The organism is Erwinia papayae (genome assembly GCF_058241465.1).
This window is the reverse complement of record NZ_JBZCHT010000009.1, coordinates 1,237,012-1,253,547: the sequence shown is the minus strand read 5'-3', so window position 1 is coordinate 1,253,547 and position 16,536 is coordinate 1,237,012. Positions and strand designations below refer to the sequence as shown.

Genomic DNA, 16,536 nt, shown 5'->3' with positions numbered 1-16,536 from the left:
ATTAAAGGCGGAAAACGAGTTCAACCGGCGCGTCCTAATCGCATTAACAGAGAAATTCGCGCCAATGAGGTTCGTCTGACAGGCGTCGATGGCGAGCAGATTGGTATTGTCAGTCTGAATGAAGCTTTAGAAAAAGCTGAAGAAGCAGGCGTTGATTTAGTTGAAATCAGCCCTAACGCCGAGCCGCCGGTTTGCCGTATTATGGATTACGGCAAGTTCCTCTACGAAAAAAGCAAATCTTCTAAAGAACAGAAGAAAAAGCAAAAAGTTATCCAGGTTAAGGAAATTAAATTCCGTCCTGGTACCGATGATGGCGACTATCAGGTAAAACTACGCAACCTGGTTCGCTTTCTGGAAGAGGGTGACAAAGCCAAAATTACGCTGCGTTTTCGTGGTCGTGAAATGGCGCACCAGCAGATCGGCATGGAAGTGCTTAATCGCGTCCGTAAAGATCTGTGTGACGATATGGATCTGGCGATTGTCGAATCCTTCCCTTCGAAGATTGAAGGCCGTCAGATGATTATGGTGCTCGCTCCGAAGAAGAAGCAGTAGGCCATTAAAGCAATATCAAGCACTGTGGCTTCGGTCACAGTGTCTTTTTATTCGCCTGTCTGGTTCATTTTATTAACAATGCGAAGTGGATGTTTTAAATGCCAAAGATTAAAACTGTACGTGGCGCGGCTAAGCGCTTTAAAAAGACCGCCTCTGGCGGCTTTAAGCGTAAACACGCAAACCTGCGTCATATTCTGACGAAGAAATCAACTAAGCGTAAACGTCACCTGCGTCCAAAAGGCATGGTGTCAAAAGGCGATCTGGGCCTGGTTATTGCCTGCCTGCCATACGCATAAGTCATTTTTTTCAAACAGAATATTAAACAGGAGAGCTAAATGGCTCGTGTAAAACGTGGTGTAGTTGCTCGCGCACGTCACAAAAAAATCTTAAAACAAGCTAAAGGCTACTACGGTGCACGTTCGCGTGTTTATCGCGTTGCCTTCCAGGCTGTCATTAAAGCTGGTCAGTATGCTTACCGTGACCGCCGTCAGCGTAAGCGTCAGTTCCGTCAGCTGTGGATCGCGCGTATCAACGCTGCGGCACGCACTAACGGAATGTCTTACAGCCGTTTCATCAATGGCCTGAAAAAGGCATCTATTGAGATCGACCGTAAGATCCTGGCTGATATCGCTGTTTTCGACAAAGTGGCCTTTACTGCCCTCGTTGAAAAAGCAAAATCAGCACTGGCGTAAGTCAGATGAAAGAGGGAGCTTGCTCCCTCTTTTATTTTTTACTGTTGAAAAAATTGACTTTTTTATCTGTGCCCTTTTCAATAGAGCAGTCGTTTTCAGAATTCACTTCAACTACAAGGTAATGCCTGCATGAATGCGAGTTTTCGTTTCTTTTTTTACTTTAGCACCTGAATTTCAGGAGGCTTGCGCTAAGAGAAGAAACGAAAAATCGCGCTGAAAGCCTCCCTCGTGGAGGCTTTTTTTGTTTCTGGCGTGGCAAATCCAGGGCGAACTCGTCCACATAAAAACAGACCGGCCACGGCGGCTGGAAGAAGAGGAAAGCATGTCACATCTCGCTGAACTGGTGGCGAACGCGAAAGCAGCCATTGTCGATGCACACGATGTTGCCGCGTTAGATACGGTACGTGTCGAATATCTCGGGAAAAAAGGCCATCTGACTTTGCAGATGACCACACTTCGTGAACTGCCTGCCGAAGAGCGTCCGGCAGCCGGCGCGGTGATCAACGAAGCAAAGCAGCTGGTACAGGATGCATTGAATGCCCGCAAAAATGATCTTGAATCAGCAGCACTGAATGCGCGTCTGGCGGCGGAAACCATCGATGTATCTCTGCCCGGGCGTAGCACAGAGAATGGTGGGCTGCACCCCATCACCCGAACGATTGACCGTATTGAGACGTTTTTTGGTGAACTGGGTTTTGCTGTGGAAACCGGTCCCGAGATTGAAGATGATTATCACAACTTCGATGCCCTGAATATACCGGGACATCACCCGGCTCGTGCCGATCACGATACGTTCTGGTTTGATGCCACTCGTCTGTTACGCACCCAGACTTCTGGGGTACAGATACGCACGATGATGAATCAGAAGCCGCCGATACGTATTATCGCGCCGGGGCGTGTTTATCGTAACGACTACGACCAGACCCATACCCCGATGTTCCATCAGATGGAAGGTCTGATTATTGATAAAGATATCAGCTTCACCAATCTGAAGGGGACGTTGCACGATTTCCTGAATAACTTCTTTGAACAGGATTTACAGGTGCGTTTTCGTCCCTCTTATTTTCCGTTTACTGAACCGTCCGCCGAAGTGGATGTGATGGGTAAAAACGGTAAGTGGCTGGAAGTTCTGGGATGCGGCATGGTGCATCCGAATGTGCTGCGCAATGTCGGTATTGATCCGGAAATTTATTCCGGTTTTGCCTTTGGTATGGGCATGGAGCGCCTGACCATGTTGCGCTATGGCGTCACTGATTTGCGCGCCTTCTTCGAGAATGATTTACGTTTCCTCAAACAGTTTAAATAAGGGCGGTTAACAGCAATGAAATTCAGCGAACTCTGGCTACGCGAATGGGTTAATCCGGCCATCGATAGCGCCGCCCTGTCCGAACAGATAACCATGGCCGGTCTGGAAGTTGACGGCGTCGATGCGGTTGCGGGTGCATTTCACGGTGTCGTCGTGGGTGAGGTCACCGAGTGTGGTCAGCATCCGAATGCGGATAAACTGCGGGTAACCAAAATCAATATTGGCGGCGAACGCCTGTTAGATATCGTTTGTGGCGCACCAAACTGTCGTCAGGGGTTGAAAGTCGCCGTGGCAACCGTGGGTGCAGTACTTCCCGGTGATTTCAAAATCAAGGCCGCTAAACTGCGCGGCGAACCTTCAGAAGGGATGCTGTGCTCATTTTCTGAACTGGGGATTGCCGACGATCACAGTGGGATTATTGAACTGCCGCAGGATGCGCCAGTCGGAAGTGATATCCGTCAGTATCTTCAACTGGATGATAACACCATCGAAATCAGCGTTACGCCGAACCGCGCTGACTGCCTGGGCATCATTGGTATCGCCCGTGACGTGGCGATGTTAAACAAAATGGCGCTGACTGAGCCCGTGGTGAACACCGTTGCTGCAACTGTTGCCGATACTTTGCCCATCCGGGTGGATGCGGTTAAAGAATGTCCGCGATATCTGGGACGGGTGGTAAAAAACATCAACGTTAAGGCTGCCACGCCGCTGTGGATGAGAGAGAAACTGCGCCGTTGTGGTATTCGCTCTATCGATCCGGTGGTGGATATCACCAACTTTGTGCTGCTTGAACTGGGACAGCCGATGCATGCTTTCGATCTTGATCGGATCGAGGGAGGCATTGTGGTGCGTATGGCAGAAGAAGGGGAATCCCTGACGCTGCTCGATGGTAGCGATGCAAAACTGAAAAACGATACCCTGGTCATTGCTGACCATCATAAACCACTGGCAATGGCCGGAATTTTCGGTGGCGAACATTCAGGTGTCAGTGAATCGACGCGTAGCGTGCTGTTGGAGAGTGCGTTCTTCAGTCCGCTGTCAATCACCGGTCGCGCGCGTCGTCATGGCCTGCATACCGATGCCTCGCATCGTTACGAACGTGGTGTTGACCCGCAATTACAGTACAAAGCGATGGAGCGTGCCACCGGTCTGCTGCTGGAAATTTGTGGCGGCGAAGCCGGTCCGGTTATTGATGTTACCGACAGGGCATCGCTGCCAGAGCGTGCAACCATCACGCTGCGTCGTGAAAAACTGGACCGACTGATCGGCCATGTTATTTCAGACGATGAAGTGAGCGACATTTTACGTCGTCTGGGCTGTGACGTTACTGAAGGCAATGGGTACTGGCAGGCAACAGCGCCAGGCTGGCGCTTTGATATCGCGATTGAAGAAGATCTGGTCGAGGAAGTCGCCCGCGTTTACGGTTACAACAATATCCCTGATGTCCCGGTGCGGGCCGGTCTGATAATGACTTCCCACCGTGAAGCTGAACTTTCTCTGAAGCGCGCGAAAGCGATGCTGGTAGATAAAGGCTACCAGGAAGCCATCACCTACAGCTTTGTTGATCCTAAATTGCAGGCGCTGTTGCATCCGGGCATTGAACCACTGGTATTACCTGCTCCGATTTCAGTCGAGATGTCCGCGATGCGTCTTTCGCTGTGGACCGGGCTGCTGACCGCGGTGGTTTACAATCAAAACCGTCAGCAAAGCAGGGTGCGACTGTTCGAAAGTGGACTGCGGTTTATACCGGATGCGCAGGCAGACCTGGGCATCCGTCAGGATGTTATGCTGGCAGGTGTTATCAGCGGCGCACGCTACGAAGAGCACTGGGATCTGGCGCGCCAGACCGTTGACTTCTATGATTTGAAAGGTGATTTGGAGTCCGTGCTCGATCTTACCGGTAAATCATCTGATATCACCTTCCGTGCTGAAGCTAATCCTGCACTTCATCCCGGGCAGAGTGCGGCAATTTATTTGCAGGATGCCCGTATTGGTTTTATTGGTGTGGTGCACCCGGAACTTGAGCGTAAACTGGATCTTAACGGTCGTACCGTGGTGTTCGAACTGGAATGGGATAAGGTGGCAGACCGCGTCCTGCCTGATGCCAGCGAGATTTCACGCTTCCCGGCAAATCGCCGTGATATCGCCGTCGTGGTTGCAGAAAGTGTTCCGGCAGCAGATATCATCGCAGAGTGTAAGAAAGTTGGCGTAAATCAGATAGTTGGCGTAAACTTGTTTGACGTGTACCGTGGTAAGGGCGTGAATGAAGGTTTTAAGAGCCTTGCTATCAGCCTGATTTTGCAAGATACCAGCCGGACACTCGAAGAAGAGGAGATTGCCGCAACCGTCGCCAAATGTGTTGCGGCATTAGAAGAGCGATTCCAGGCAACCTTGAGGGATTGAACCTATGGCGCTTACAAAAGCTGAAATGTCCGAATACCTGTTTGAAAAGCTTGGACTTAGCAAACGGGATGCCAAAGAGCTGGTAGAACTGTTTTTTGAAGAGGTCCGCAGGGCTTTGGAAAATGGTGAGCAGGTCAAACTGTCAGGATTTGGCAACTTCGACCTTCGCGACAAAAATCAACGTCCTGGACGTAACCCTAAGACCGGTGAAGATATTCCGATTACGGCGCGTCGTGTGGTCACTTTCCGGCCTGGGCAGAAGCTCAAAAGTCGGGTTGAAAACGCCACGCCAAAAGAAGACTGATTTCTGCTATCTCAAAAGGCCGCTGATGCGGCCTTTTTCATTGTCTGAAACGGCATATTCAGGATGCCTGCGCAGGAGTCAGATTATTAGCGTATTCGTATATCGGACAATTTCGTCGTGACGCCGTTTTCCCGACAGAAGGAACAGATCCGTCGAAAGCAGCAATTATGGCTGGCTGGCCTGGCGCTGTTTGTGCTGCTGATGGTGGCAGTCAGTCTCAGCGCGGGTGACCGCTGGTTGACCCCGACCGACTGGTTCAGTGAAAACGGCAGGCTGTTTGTCTGGCAGCTACGTCTGCCGCGAACGCTGGCCGTGCTGGTGGTGGGAGCATCACTTGCGGTTACCGGAGCAGTGATGCAGGCGCTGTTTGAAAATCCCCTTGCCGAACCCGGCCTGTTAGGGGTATCGAACGGGGCTGGCGTCGGTCTGGTACTGAGTATTTTCGCCGGCGTTGAGATACTCTGGCAACTCAGCCTGTTCGCTATCGGGGGCGCTTTGCTGGTGACGCTAATTTTGCTGCACATTTCGCAAATGCAGCGCTCAAACAGTCGACTATTGCTGGCCGGCATTGCGCTGGGGATTATCTGTAGTGCCCTTGTTACCTGGGTGGTCTGTCTCAGCACGGAGCAGGATCTGCGGCAACTGATGTACTGGATGATGGGCAGTTTTTCGGGTATTGACTGGCGTTATCGCTGGCTGATGCTCGGCGCGCTGCCGGTATTGCTCTGGCTGTGCTCGCGCTGGCGGGTATTGGATCTGATTGCTCTGGGGGAAATCCCCGCCCGTCAACTGGGTTTGCGATTGCTGTTATGGCGAAATCTTCTGGTGCTGGCAACCGGTTGGCTGATCGGCGTCAGCGTGGCGCTGGCGGGGGCCATCGGTTTTGTGGGGCTGGTTATCCCGCATATCCTGCGTCTGAATGGCATTAACAATCATCAAATGCTGTTACCATGCTGTGCGCTGGCCGGTGGCGTGGCACTGCTGGCGGCGGATGTGGTTGCGCGCGTGGCGATAGCCTCAGCAGAACTGCCCGTCGGGCTGGTCACGGCGACAGCAGGCGCACCGGTATTTATCTGGCTACTGCTACGCAACCGCACCTGATTATCAGGCGGTTGCCTTCTCTTTACTGAAACAGGAAAACGTGATGACTATTTTCGACACAAAACTGATTACGCTTGATGGGGAAAATACCTCGCTGGCGCAATGGCAGGGCGAAGTATTGCTGGTGGTCAATGTGGCATCAAAGTGTGGTCTCACCCCGCAATATGAGCAGTTGGAACAGCTACACAGCCGCCTGCACAGCCAGGGATTCTCGGTGCTGGGCTTTCCCTGCAATGCGTTTCTGGGGCAGGAGCCGGGCTCCGAAGAAGAGATAAAAACGTTTTGTGCCACCACTTACGGCGTGACTTTTCCGATGTTCAGTAAGATTGAGGTTAACGGGCCTCAACGCCATCCTTTGTACCAGCAGTTGGTGGCCGCGCAGCCAGAGGCTGTCGCGCCGGAAGGAAGCGGTTTCCTGCAACGGATGGTGAGTAAGGGGCGCGAACCGAAAGAGCCGGGTGATATTTTGTGGAATTTTGAAAAATTCCTGATAGGCCGTGATGGTAGCGTGTTACAGCGATTCTCTCCGGATATGGAACCAGAGCATCCTTTGCTGACCGACAGCATCAGGCAGGCGCTGGAAAAATAAATGCTGCTGGAGTGTAAGGGCGTTGCCGTAGCGCAACGCCTTTCGCCTTTCAGTGTCAGCGTGGCGCAGGGCGAACTTATCCATCTGCTTGGCCCCAATGGAGCGGGCAAAAGTACCTTGCTGGCCTGTCTGTCTGGTCTGACACCGACCCGCGGAGAGGTGCTGTTTAACGACATTCCGATAACGCGCTACTCTGCCAGCAGGCTGGCGCGGCATCGTGGCTGGCTTGTCCAACAGCACATGCCGCCAGGTAACATGCCCGTCTGGCATTATCTTAATATGCATCTGGTTGGTGACAGGCCCGCGGATGAACAGACGGTAATGGCTGTCTGTGATATTTTTTTGCTGTCTGACAAACTTACCCGTCCGTTACATCAGCTCTCAGGCGGCGAATGGCAAAGGGTACGACTGGCTGCGGTATGCATCCAGACCGCTCAGCCGGAAGGCCAGTTGCTGTTACTTGACGAACCGCTTACCGGGTTAGATTTGGCCCGACAGAGAGCTTTTGATCGCTATCTCGCCCGGCGGGTGGCTGACGGGCTGACGGTAATCATGAGCAGCCATGATATCAATCACAGCCTGCATTATGCTCATCGGGTGTGGCTGCTGGGAAACGGGGAGTTGCGCCATCAGGGCGCTGCTGCTGAGGTGCTACAGGCAGAGATTGTCAGCGAGATATACGGTATCCCTTTTCGCCGCCTCAACACGGCAGGCCCGCCCTTTCTGACAACATTACCTGAAGACTCCGGTAACCTTGCCTGCCGGACCCATTTATGAGTAGAGTAGTCGCATCTTCTGAGGGAACCGCATATGCGTTACTGGCTTCTGTTGATCATTGTTGTTCTTGCTGGTTGCAGCAGCCATGCCCCTCCACCAAATGGTCGTCTCGCTGATTCTATTACCGTCATTGCCCAACTCAACGATCAGCTTGGCCAGTGGCAGGGTACACCTTACCGCTATGGTGGCATAGGAAGGGGAGGAATTGACTGTTCTGGCTTTGTTTATATTACGTTTCGCGATCGTTTTGCGTTGCAACTACCCCGGACCACCTCAGCGCAAACCGATATTGGTACACGTATCTCCAGGGATGAGCTGTTACCCGGCGATCTGGTTTTCTTCAAAACCGGTCGGGGTGAGAATGGATTGCACGTAGGCATTTATGATACTGACAACCAGTTCATTCATGCATCCACCAGTCAGGGAGTTATCCGTTCTTCGCTGGATAATGTTTACTGGAAAAAAGTATTCTGGCAGGCACGACGCATTTAATGGCGGCATATTTAGCGCGTTAATTATTTTATGTTCATTTATCACCCATTTGATTTATGAAAAGATAATAAGTTATGGCTGAGTTTTAGCCCGATGACAGGCAACAAATGACGTCAATTTGTATCTGAAAGCAACTTTATGTCATATTTTTGTAAAGGTTGTTTAAAGTAAAAGTCCGGACGGTAGCTAATTCCATCAGCCCGACTTAATTGTTAAGCATCTTTTATTCAGGAGTTGTGGTAGCTTAGCTTTTTGCTGGATGTTTTATCATTTCTGCACAGGCATTCTGAACGCGTGATAAGGCTACCCGAAGGGCTGTTATCAGTTTGTTCAGGCTGCATAAATTGCCACTCGTTTACGGCTAAATAAAATGAAAGTCCATCTGGAAGCGGATTATAAAAGTTACACCACTTTCTCCCCGACCTACAGTTTCGGCGGTCAGCTGATCTCGGTTGGGGTGCTGACCCATTTCATGCACACCAGCGCTAATGTGGCTATCCCACAGGATTTGCTGTTGCCGCAGTTAAATCAGATACAGCGGATAACTTTGTTGCAAACCCAGCTGAATATTATCGAAAAGCATGCTGATTTCTTTCTCCGACATAATGTAAAAGTGGCGCTGAAAGCAGATGAAATTCTTGCTGTCGCCATTCTGGAAAATGAATTTGTAACCCGAAGGCTGGCTGCACTGAGATGGATCGAAATTGAAATTAATGAAAATTTTCCAGACCTCAAACAAGGTAAAGATAATCCCTGTTTATTCGCGCTGAGTCAGCTATTTGACTTAAGTCTGGATAATTATGGCGCGGGTAAATCCCCCTCCAAAGCGATTTATGACAATCTCTTCACTTCAATTAAACTGGATAAAGGTTTTGTTCAACACAATATTAAAAGACTGTCTTTTAAACCCTTTATCACTGCCTTGCTGGAGCATATTCGACCTCACTGCGAGAGAGTGATTGTGCAGGGTATCGAAGACCCGTCCCTGTTTAAAAAAGTCAGCCATTTTGATTTCCACGGTATTCAAAGTTCTCTTTTTGCTCCGGTCAGTGAAGAGGCGCTTTATTCCCTGATTGCGCCTCCCGCAGAATTATCAGGTCTGCGGCCCTTAATAACCCCTTGTTAAGTCGGTGTTAACTCCGGGCACAGAAGGCTACACTGGCAGTGAGGCGGCCCGGAATACCGCAATGCTTAACCCAGAGGGCACATTAATGCGATTTAATAATACCTGGCACAATGAGCTGACAGGTTTTTATACGGCTGTGCAGCCAACACCCCTGAAAAATCCCCGTCTGCTTTATCACAGCCAGTCTCTGGCGCATGAACTTCAGCTGGATGAAAATGCATTCGGTGAAGAGTCAGGACTGTTATGGAGCGGTGCCGCTCTGCTGGAAGGGATGCAGCCGCTTGCCCAGGTTTACAGCGGTCATCAGTTTGGTGTCTGGGCCGGCCAGCTGGGCGATGGCCGCGGGCTGTTACTGGGCGAGCAGCAGACAGACGATGGACGCAAGCTGGACTGGCATCTTAAAGGGGCGGGGCTGACACCTTATTCACGCATGGGCGATGGTCGGGCAGTGCTGCGTTCCACCGTGCGTGAATTTCTCGCCTGTGAAGCCATGCATGCCCTCGGTGTGCCAACATCCCGTGCGCTGACCATTGTCACCAGCGACGAACCCGTTAGTCGTGAAACGACCGAACGGGGTGCCATGCTGTTACGGGTGGCAGAAAATCATGTCCGGTTTGGTCATTTTGAACATTTCTTTTATGCCCGGCAGCCAGAAAAAGTACGTCAGCTGGCTGATTACGTTATTCGCCATCACTGGCCACAATGGCAGCAGGAACCACAGCGATATCAGCTGTGGTTCAGCGATGTGGTCCGTCGTACCGCCCGACTGATCGCCCACTGGCAAAGCATTGGTTTTGCACATGGCGTGATGAATACTGACAATATGTCGATCCTCGGATTAACGCTGGACTATGGTCCTTATGGTTTTCTCGACGGCTATCAGCCGGACTTCATCTGTAATCATTCCGATTATCAGGGGCGCTATAGCTTTGCTAATCAGCCGGTTGTCGGGCTATGGAATCTGAATCGTCTGGCGCATTCACTGTCAGGACTGCTGGACAGCACACAGCTCAGTCAGTCGCTGGCAGAATATGAGCCAGAACTGATGCGGGCCTGGGGGGAGCGGATGAGATCAAAACTGGGACTGCTGAGTCGTGAACCGGAAGACAATGACATTCTCACCGGGCTGCTAACCCTGATGAGCAATGAGGGCAGCGATTATACGCTGACGTTCCGCAAACTGAGCGATACAGAACAACAGCAGTCGCGTTCTCCACTGCGGGATGAGTTTATCGACCGCGAAGCCTTTGACCGCTGGTATAATATTTATCGTCAGCGCCTGTTACAGGAACAGCGGAGCGATGCTGAACGACAACAGCAAATGAAGCGGGCAAACCCCTCCATCGTATTGCGAAATTATCTCGCGCAGCAGGTGATTGAGCGGGCTGAACAGGACGACAGGCAGTTGCTTTCCAGGCTGCACCAGGCACTGAGTCAACCCTTTGCTGACCATACAGAACATGCTGATTTTCTGGGACGTCCGCCGGAATGGGCCAGAACACTGGAAATCAGTTGTTCCAGCTGATTCCGTCGTCAAATGCGCAGGATGGTCCGGCGAATCGTCTGATGGCGATACAAACAGTTATTTTATTTACGATTGTTTTAATCCTGTAACTGTTACACTCAAAAGACATCTTACTTGCGGGCAGCCAAACATGTTTCGTACCAAGCCTCGCCTGAGGACGTTACTTACCTCACTCTCAGCAGGTGGCGTTATCCTGACCTCAGGGTTGCTGCTGAGCGCATTGCTGATCTTTCAGAAAGCGAATATTGAAGACAGCCTGCTGGAGAGCAACATTGCCTATGCCCGCAAGCTGGCGGATACCACCGACCGTTATCTCATCACCGCTCAGCGGGAACTGGCCTGGAGCGCCAGCCAGATAACCCAACTGAACAACACGCAGCTGCTGCGGCAGGAAACCGAACGTCTGCGGCTGCAATCAGGTTTCTTTAATACGGTAGTGGTGGTAAACACTGACGCGGTGGTCGCTGCCACGTCGCCGGAGAGCCTGAATCTGGTCGGAGTGAAACTTCAGTCCGATGCAAGTCGTCGTGCCATTGCTACACAAAAACCTTTTATATCATCACCTTTTGTCTCAGCATCTGGCAATTATGTGGTTTCTCTGTCTCAGCCGGTCTTCTCTGCTGATGGTCATTACATCGGCTACATTGGCGGCACTATCTTCCTGAAAAAACAGAGCATGCTCAGTGATATTATCAGCCAGCATTTTTACCCGACGGGGTCAACAATCAGTATCGTCAGCAATGAGGGTCTGGTCATTTTCAGTCATGACCGGGCGAGGGTAGGGCAACATATGTTGCTCAGCCCCGCACTCCAGCGGCAGCTGGCGGTAACGGAAAGCGGGCATTTTACCTCACAGGAAGCGGGCCGAAATTATCTCACTGGCTATGCCAGTATGCATAAGACCGACTGGAATATTTTCATATCGGGAACATCGCAGACCGTCAGAGGAATTATGTGGCGCACTGCCGGAAATGTGATGTGGTTTATTGTTGCCATTATCACCCTGATTGCCGCCATTATGGCTTTCCTGGCGACGCGGATTTCTTCTCCGTTGGAGAGGCTGGCAGGTATGGTACGGGAAGGCGGGAGTGATGCCACGCCGGAATCGCTTGCCTCGGTCAATGCCTGGTATCATGAAGCCGATCGCCTGAAAGAGGCGGTGCAGGTGAACAGACGGGCGGTGGCTGGCCGGGTGGCTGCGCTGAATGACGAGGCGATGACCGATCCGCTAACCGGCCTGCACAACCGCCGGGGATTCACCATGCTGGCGGCCGAACTGGGTGACGATCCGGAGCAGTGCATCATCGCCATTGATATTGACCATTTCAAAAAAATTAATGACTGGTACGGTCACGAAGGCGGTGATGAGGTGCTGGTCAGCCTGGCTTCTCTACTGCGTCAGGCGTGTCGTGGCGGCGACGTGGTCAGTCGGTTTGGCGGGGAAGAATTCATTGTCATGTTGCCCTGTACCGAACCGGATACCGCTGCCTGCATGGCAGAGCGGATCCGCCAGATGGTCAGTTCTGCGGCATTTCCCTTTGTCGGTCACATGACTATTTCGTTGGGTGTGGCAGCGCTGCGCGACTGTGGTGACAGAGAAACGCTGTTGCGTCGGGCGGATGAGGCACTGTATGCGGCAAAAGGTGCCGGACGAAATCAGGTTGTGGTCTTCCGGTCCGGTGATTTTATCCCTTACGCAGCGGGCGAGGATGCCGATATCAGCTGAACACTCAACACAATCCACGGAATTTCCACTGTAACCAGCTGTCCAGTTCCTGCTCGGGCAGCGGTTTGGAATAAAAGTATCCCTGCGCCTGATCGCATCCATACTCGGCCAGTACGGTCACAATTTCTTCGTTTTCCACGCCCTCAGCCAGTACGGTGTAGTCGAGTTCTTTAAGCATGGAAATGATGCTGCGGGCGATAACACGCGAGGCGGTATCAGAAGAAAGGCCACTGATAAGCGAGCGATCGAGTTTAATCACATCCAGCGGCATGCGCCTGAGATAGCTGATGTTACTGTAACCCGTACCGAAATCATCCAGTGAGATGCCAAATCCTCTGAGCTTTAGCATTTCCATGCCGCGCAGGGCTGCCGGGCTTTCAATCAGCCGTTCCGTTTCCAGACACTCAATGCCCAGTAATGAGGTAGGCAACTGCGCCTTGATCATTTTATCTTCAAGCTGATCGGCGAAATTCTCGCGGGCGAAATCACTGCCGCTGACGTTAATAGTGACCGGTAGCTGAATGCAGTGATTGCGTAATCGCGTCAGCCGTCTGATCACCCGGTCAGTGACCCAGGATGTCATGGCGCTGAGCAGGTCAGTCTGTTCAGCCAGCGGAACAAACATTGCGGGTGATAATTCACCCCGCTGCGGATGCCGCCAGCGGATCAGGGCTTCCAGCCCAACCGGTCGGCCGGTGTGCAGGCAAATTTTGGGCTGGTAAGCCAGATAAAGTCCCAAATCATTGCGCAGAGCGCTGGCCAGGTCGTTCATTAACATAAAGTCCTGGGTGGTGGTCTCATCACTGCCCTGACTGAAGCGAAAAGCGGGTATATCAAGACGGATCGCTTCATGCAGTGCACTAACCGTCCGACGCAGTATTTCCTGTGGCGCTACCTCACCGGTAATAAAGTTTTCTTCACCGGTATGCGTGGTCATCGCCACCGTCAGACCCTCACCCAGGTCGGCGCTGATACCTTCCAGCCGTCCGGCTACCCAGTTCGCGTCAATGTGACTTTCCTGACGGGTGAGCAGGGCGAAACGCCCGGTCGCCACGGTATAAAGCGCGTCATCCCCCGCTGGCTTCAGGCGCAGAGGCAGCAAAATAGCCATATCTTTCAGCAGGCTCTCTACCGGTCCCATCCCCATTGAGCGGGCCAGTTCGTAAGCGCGCGGCATATCAATGCAGTCAATCAGCAACAGGCGGCGTGGCGTGTTGTCACCGGTTGACGCCAGATAATGCAAATCACGGATAAGGCGCTGACGGTTGGGCAGGCCGGTTACCGGATCGGCAAATCCGGCGGAATACCAGGCTTGCAGAAAAGACATCACCAGCGCGGCCAGCAGTTTCAGAGTGGCAATCTGCTCGTCAGTGAAAGTGTGGGGTTGCGTATCAGTGACGCAGAATGTGCCCAGAATGACGTTTTCACAGTTTTTTAATGGTACACCCGCGTAAAAGCGGATGAAGGGTGCGCCGGTAATAAAAGGATGCTCCGCAAAGCGGACGTCGAGCAGTGTATCGGACACCACCACCGCATTATCACTGTCCACCACGTAACGACAAAGGGAATCGTGGCGGGAGGACTGCTTAAGCGCAAAATTATAGGCGGCACGAATGTACTGATGTTCATCATCAAGAACGGAGATAAAACTGCCGGGAATACCCAGCGCGTGACTGGCGAGCAGGGCAAATCTTCTGAGCACATCATCCCGGCTTTCGTCGGAAGTGCGCAGTGCATGAAGCGCCAGTACGCGGCGAGCAACATCGCCGGTGAGATGATTAAGCATGTGTGTCCTCCGCACCGGAGTGTTTCCGGAGCGAAACTAAAAAAAATTAATATACAGTGAGGGGGCACCGTAAAATGCGATTTCTGCGACAGGTAAAAACGATTAATGTATTGGTATGCCCGATACAGTAGGCTTTTCCTGACCCTTTGTCATATTTATTTTGCCTCGACCAAATCTTTACGTTCTGACGATATATTAATTTAATCGTCCTCCGGTTTCTTTTTTCTGATTGCCTGCCAGAATAAGCGCAACAAAATACCGGGTAGCAACAAAATCTCTGTAATTAGGGGAATGATTATTCGGTTTATAATTTTTATAATAACAACTTCAGGATTATCTCATGAATTTACTTCGACATTTCACTATCCGCCGGGTCGTCCTCTGGATAATGATTATTTCCTTCACTGTTATTGCGCTGGCGGGGGGCTACAGCTCGCTGGTTCTGCGTGATATGTACCGGCACAGTGACCGCACCGAAGTGCTGGCACAACAGCTGGCTTTCCTTACTCATGCCGACCTTGTCAGACAGAGTGGCAGCGCAGAGGAAAAGAGTGCCCTGGCGACACAGGTCCCGTCGGACGCTGACTGGAGTAGCTACCGTAATGCGCTGGGTGCAGCAGAAGCGGTCTACACCTCAGCCGCGCGTGAGCGGTTAATGACCCTGCAGAGAGAACTGGCGCACGACGATTTTGATGTCGGCGCTGAACGCCATCGTCTTGATACCATATTTATTTCTGCACTGCTGGCGGCGGCGGTGCTGCTGATTTTTTGTGACCGCTATCTGGTGGTGCATCTGGTACGGCCGGTCGGGAAAATCCGCGCCCACTTCAGGGTGATTGCCAGCGGTGACCTGACCCGAGAGCCTGAAGATCTGGGACGTAACTGTGTCGGACAGCTGGTGCCACTGGTCAGAGAGATGCAGCACAGCCTGCTGGATACCGTGCAGGCCATCCGCGACAATGCCGTGGTGTTGAACAAAGAAGCAAATGGCATTGCTGCCGGGAATGCTGATCTTTCCGACCGTACCGCGACGCAGGCGGCGGCGCTGGAGCAGACCGCAGCCAGCATGGAGGAGCTGACCGCAACGGTAAGTCATAACGCCGGTAATGCCCGCGATGCACGGGAGCTGGCGGGGCAGACGGCCGACAGCACCCATAAAGGGGAACAGCTGGTCAGAACCGTGGCGTCAGCGATGAACGGCATTGCCGAAGGTTCAGAAAAAATCCGCCAGTTTACCGCCACCATTAATGGCATTGCGTTTCAGACTAACATTCTGGCGCTGAACGCGGCAGTGGAAGCGGCGCGTGCCGGGGACCAGGGGCGAGGCTTCGCCGTGGTAGCGAGCGAAGTTCGTTCACTGGCGCAGCGCAGCGCCACCGCAGCGAAAGAAATTGAGCAACTGATTGCGGATACGGTGTCACGGGTTGATCACGGGCGCAGCGCGGCAGACAGCGCGGGGGCGATCATGGATGAAGTACTGCGCGGCGTGGGCGGCGTAAACGAGCTGATTGGGCAGATTGCGCTTGCCTCAGAAGAGCAGAGCAAAGGGATCTCGATGATTACGCTGGCAGTAGCTGAGCTGGATCGTGTGACCCAGCAGAATGCCTCGCTGGTACAGGAAGTGTCAGCGTCCGCAGGCAGCCTGAGCGGCCAGACCGAAGCCCTTGGCAGCGTAATCCGCCGCTTTACCCTGCCGGATAATGCGCTGCTGCCACATCCTGCCAACACCCCTGGCCACTGCTGAACCCCTTCAGATAATTTGCGCAGGGTGACTCCCGGTCATCCGCGCATCCTGCCCCGCTGCACAACCGCTGTTTTATGGTAAACGCGTCCTGATGCCTGTGAAAAGGTGCGTCACAGGGCGCATATCGCCTTGCCTGCAATGAAAAAAGCGACAGCACATAAGCCGGTAGTTATCATTTAGTCAGAATTATCTTCTTATTATTTAAGATATGATGCAGCTGACAGCTAAACAAAAGATTACGGGGTTTTGCATCATCAGCATTTAAATCAGATTACTCACTTAAGTGATAAATTAATAATGCAGGTGAAGTTTGCCAGTTTGATTTAATTACCGGATATTTCTTTTTACGCAAAAATTTATTCAGTGGAAATTTGACAGACAGAAAACCCGACAAATTATCTTCGTGCAGATTA

Annotated in this window: 15 protein-coding genes, 1 pseudogene and 1 other annotated feature; of the genes and pseudogenes, 15 read left to right on the top strand and 1 reads right to left on the bottom strand. The window is 52.1% G+C overall.

The window, feature by feature from the left end:
• The 14 genes and pseudogenes from infC to AC3RPL_RS10685 all read left to right on the top strand — a co-directional run bounded on the left by infC (position 1) and on the right by AC3RPL_RS10685 (position 12,593).
• Entirely contained in the window at positions 1 to 552 is a 552-nt protein-coding gene (gene infC / locus AC3RPL_RS10750) for a translation initiation factor IF-3 (RefSeq protein ID WP_071995056.1), read from the top strand.
• A gap of 98 nt (positions 553 to 650) precedes the next feature.
• The gene (gene rpmI / locus AC3RPL_RS10745) at positions 651 to 848 is read left to right on the top strand and encodes a 50S ribosomal protein L35 (protein ID WP_004157374.1); all 198 of its coding nucleotides are present in this window, start codon (positions 651 to 653) and stop codon (positions 846 to 848) included.
• Between the two features lie 39 nt (positions 849 to 887).
• Positions 888 to 1,244 (top strand): 50S ribosomal protein L20, encoded by a 357-nt coding sequence (gene rplT / locus AC3RPL_RS10740; RefSeq protein WP_034940476.1) that lies wholly within the window; start codon positions 888 to 890, stop codon positions 1,242 to 1,244.
• 120 nt (positions 1,245 to 1,364) lie between these two features.
• Positions 1,365 to 1,489 (top strand) — a sequence feature (Phe leader region).
• Positions 1,374 to 1,415, top strand: a pseudogene (locus tag AC3RPL_RS10735) (hypothetical protein). (Overlaps the previous feature by 42 nt.)
• Before the next feature lie 77 nt (positions 1,490 to 1,566).
• On the top strand, positions 1,567 to 2,550 hold the full coding sequence (pheS, locus tag AC3RPL_RS10730) for a phenylalanine--tRNA ligase subunit alpha (RefSeq protein ID WP_490740008.1): 984 nt from the start codon (positions 1,567 to 1,569) through the stop codon (positions 2,548 to 2,550).
• Positions 2,551 to 2,565: 15 nt separating this feature from the next.
• Positions 2,566 to 4,953, top strand: coding sequence for a phenylalanine--tRNA ligase subunit beta (pheT, locus tag AC3RPL_RS10725; RefSeq protein WP_490740007.1), 2,388 nt, complete (start codon positions 2,566 to 2,568; stop codon positions 4,951 to 4,953).
• A gap of 4 nt (positions 4,954 to 4,957) precedes the next feature.
• The gene (ihfA, locus tag AC3RPL_RS10720) at positions 4,958 to 5,257 is read left to right on the top strand and encodes an integration host factor subunit alpha (RefSeq protein ID WP_004157378.1); all 300 of its coding nucleotides are present in this window, start codon (positions 4,958 to 4,960) and stop codon (positions 5,255 to 5,257) included.
• Between the two features lie 117 nt (positions 5,258 to 5,374).
• On the top strand, positions 5,375 to 6,358 hold the full coding sequence (gene btuC / locus AC3RPL_RS10715; RefSeq protein WP_490740006.1) for a vitamin B12 ABC transporter permease BtuC: 984 nt from the start codon (positions 5,375 to 5,377) through the stop codon (positions 6,356 to 6,358).
• 43 nt (positions 6,359 to 6,401) lie between these two features.
• Positions 6,402 to 6,947 carry a glutathione peroxidase gene (locus tag AC3RPL_RS10710; RefSeq protein ID WP_261640683.1) on the top strand — a complete coding sequence of 182 codons (546 nt, stop codon included), beginning with the start codon at positions 6,402 to 6,404 and terminating at the stop codon, positions 6,945 to 6,947.
• Complete coding sequence (btuD, locus tag AC3RPL_RS10705) at positions 6,948 to 7,724, top strand: vitamin B12 ABC transporter ATP-binding protein BtuD (RefSeq protein ID WP_490740005.1); 777 nt, start codon at positions 6,948 to 6,950, stop codon at positions 7,722 to 7,724. It begins immediately after the preceding gene.
• Positions 7,725 to 7,757: 33 nt separating this feature from the next.
• Complete coding sequence (locus AC3RPL_RS10700) at positions 7,758 to 8,216, top strand: NlpC/P60 family protein (protein ID WP_034936139.1); 459 nt, start codon at positions 7,758 to 7,760, stop codon at positions 8,214 to 8,216.
• A gap of 370 nt (positions 8,217 to 8,586) precedes the next feature.
• A complete protein-coding gene (locus tag AC3RPL_RS10695) occupies positions 8,587 to 9,342 on the top strand; it encodes an EAL domain-containing protein (RefSeq protein ID WP_490740004.1) in 756 nt (251 codons plus the stop codon).
• A gap of 85 nt (positions 9,343 to 9,427) precedes the next feature.
• Positions 9,428 to 10,867: a protein adenylyltransferase SelO gene (locus tag AC3RPL_RS10690; RefSeq protein ID WP_490740003.1), complete on the top strand. Its 1,440-nt coding sequence runs from the start codon at positions 9,428 to 9,430 to the stop codon at positions 10,865 to 10,867.
• A 130-nt stretch (positions 10,868 to 10,997) separates the two neighbouring features.
• Complete coding sequence (locus tag AC3RPL_RS10685) at positions 10,998 to 12,593, top strand: sensor domain-containing diguanylate cyclase (RefSeq protein ID WP_490740002.1); 1,596 nt, start codon at positions 10,998 to 11,000, stop codon at positions 12,591 to 12,593.
• 4 nt (positions 12,594 to 12,597) lie between these two features.
• Here AC3RPL_RS10685 and AC3RPL_RS10680 read toward each other — a convergent pair whose 3' ends face one another.
• Positions 12,598 to 14,379, bottom strand: a complete 1,782-nt coding sequence (locus AC3RPL_RS10680; protein WP_490740001.1) for an EAL domain-containing protein — start codon at positions 14,377 to 14,379, stop codon at positions 12,598 to 12,600.
• A 340-nt stretch (positions 14,380 to 14,719) separates the two neighbouring features.
• On the opposite strand from AC3RPL_RS10680, the gene AC3RPL_RS10675 reads away from it, so the two are divergent.
• A complete protein-coding gene (locus AC3RPL_RS10675) occupies positions 14,720 to 16,123 on the top strand; it encodes a methyl-accepting chemotaxis protein (RefSeq protein ID WP_490740000.1) in 1,404 nt (467 codons plus the stop codon).
• Positions 16,124 to 16,536: the final 413 nt, after the last annotated feature.

Coding starts and splice junctions, on each gene's coding strand:
- rpmI (WP_004157374.1), top strand. CDS start 651: ATGCCAAAGATTAAAACTGTACGTGGCGCGGCTAAGCGCTTTAAAAAG.
- rplT (WP_034940476.1), top strand. CDS start 888: ATGGCTCGTGTAAAACGTGGTGTAGTTGCTCGCGCACGTCACAAAAAA.
- pheS (WP_490740008.1), top strand. CDS start 1,567: ATGTCACATCTCGCTGAACTGGTGGCGAACGCGAAAGCAGCCATTGTC.
- pheT (WP_490740007.1), top strand. CDS start 2,566: ATGAAATTCAGCGAACTCTGGCTACGCGAATGGGTTAATCCGGCCATC.
- ihfA (WP_004157378.1), top strand. CDS start 4,958: ATGGCGCTTACAAAAGCTGAAATGTCCGAATACCTGTTTGAAAAGCTT.
- AC3RPL_RS10710 (WP_261640683.1), top strand. CDS start 6,402: ATGACTATTTTCGACACAAAACTGATTACGCTTGATGGGGAAAATACC.
- btuD (WP_490740005.1), top strand. CDS start 6,948: ATGCTGCTGGAGTGTAAGGGCGTTGCCGTAGCGCAACGCCTTTCGCCT.
- AC3RPL_RS10700 (WP_034936139.1), top strand. CDS start 7,758: ATGCGTTACTGGCTTCTGTTGATCATTGTTGTTCTTGCTGGTTGCAGC.
- AC3RPL_RS10695 (WP_490740004.1), top strand. CDS start 8,587: ATGAAAGTCCATCTGGAAGCGGATTATAAAAGTTACACCACTTTCTCC.
- AC3RPL_RS10690 (WP_490740003.1), top strand. CDS start 9,428: ATGCGATTTAATAATACCTGGCACAATGAGCTGACAGGTTTTTATACG.
- AC3RPL_RS10685 (WP_490740002.1), top strand. CDS start 10,998: ATGTTTCGTACCAAGCCTCGCCTGAGGACGTTACTTACCTCACTCTCA.
- AC3RPL_RS10680 (WP_490740001.1), bottom strand. CDS start 14,379: ATGCTTAATCATCTCACCGGCGATGTTGCTCGCCGCGTACTGGCGCTT.
- AC3RPL_RS10675 (WP_490740000.1), top strand. CDS start 14,720: ATGAATTTACTTCGACATTTCACTATCCGCCGGGTCGTCCTCTGGATA.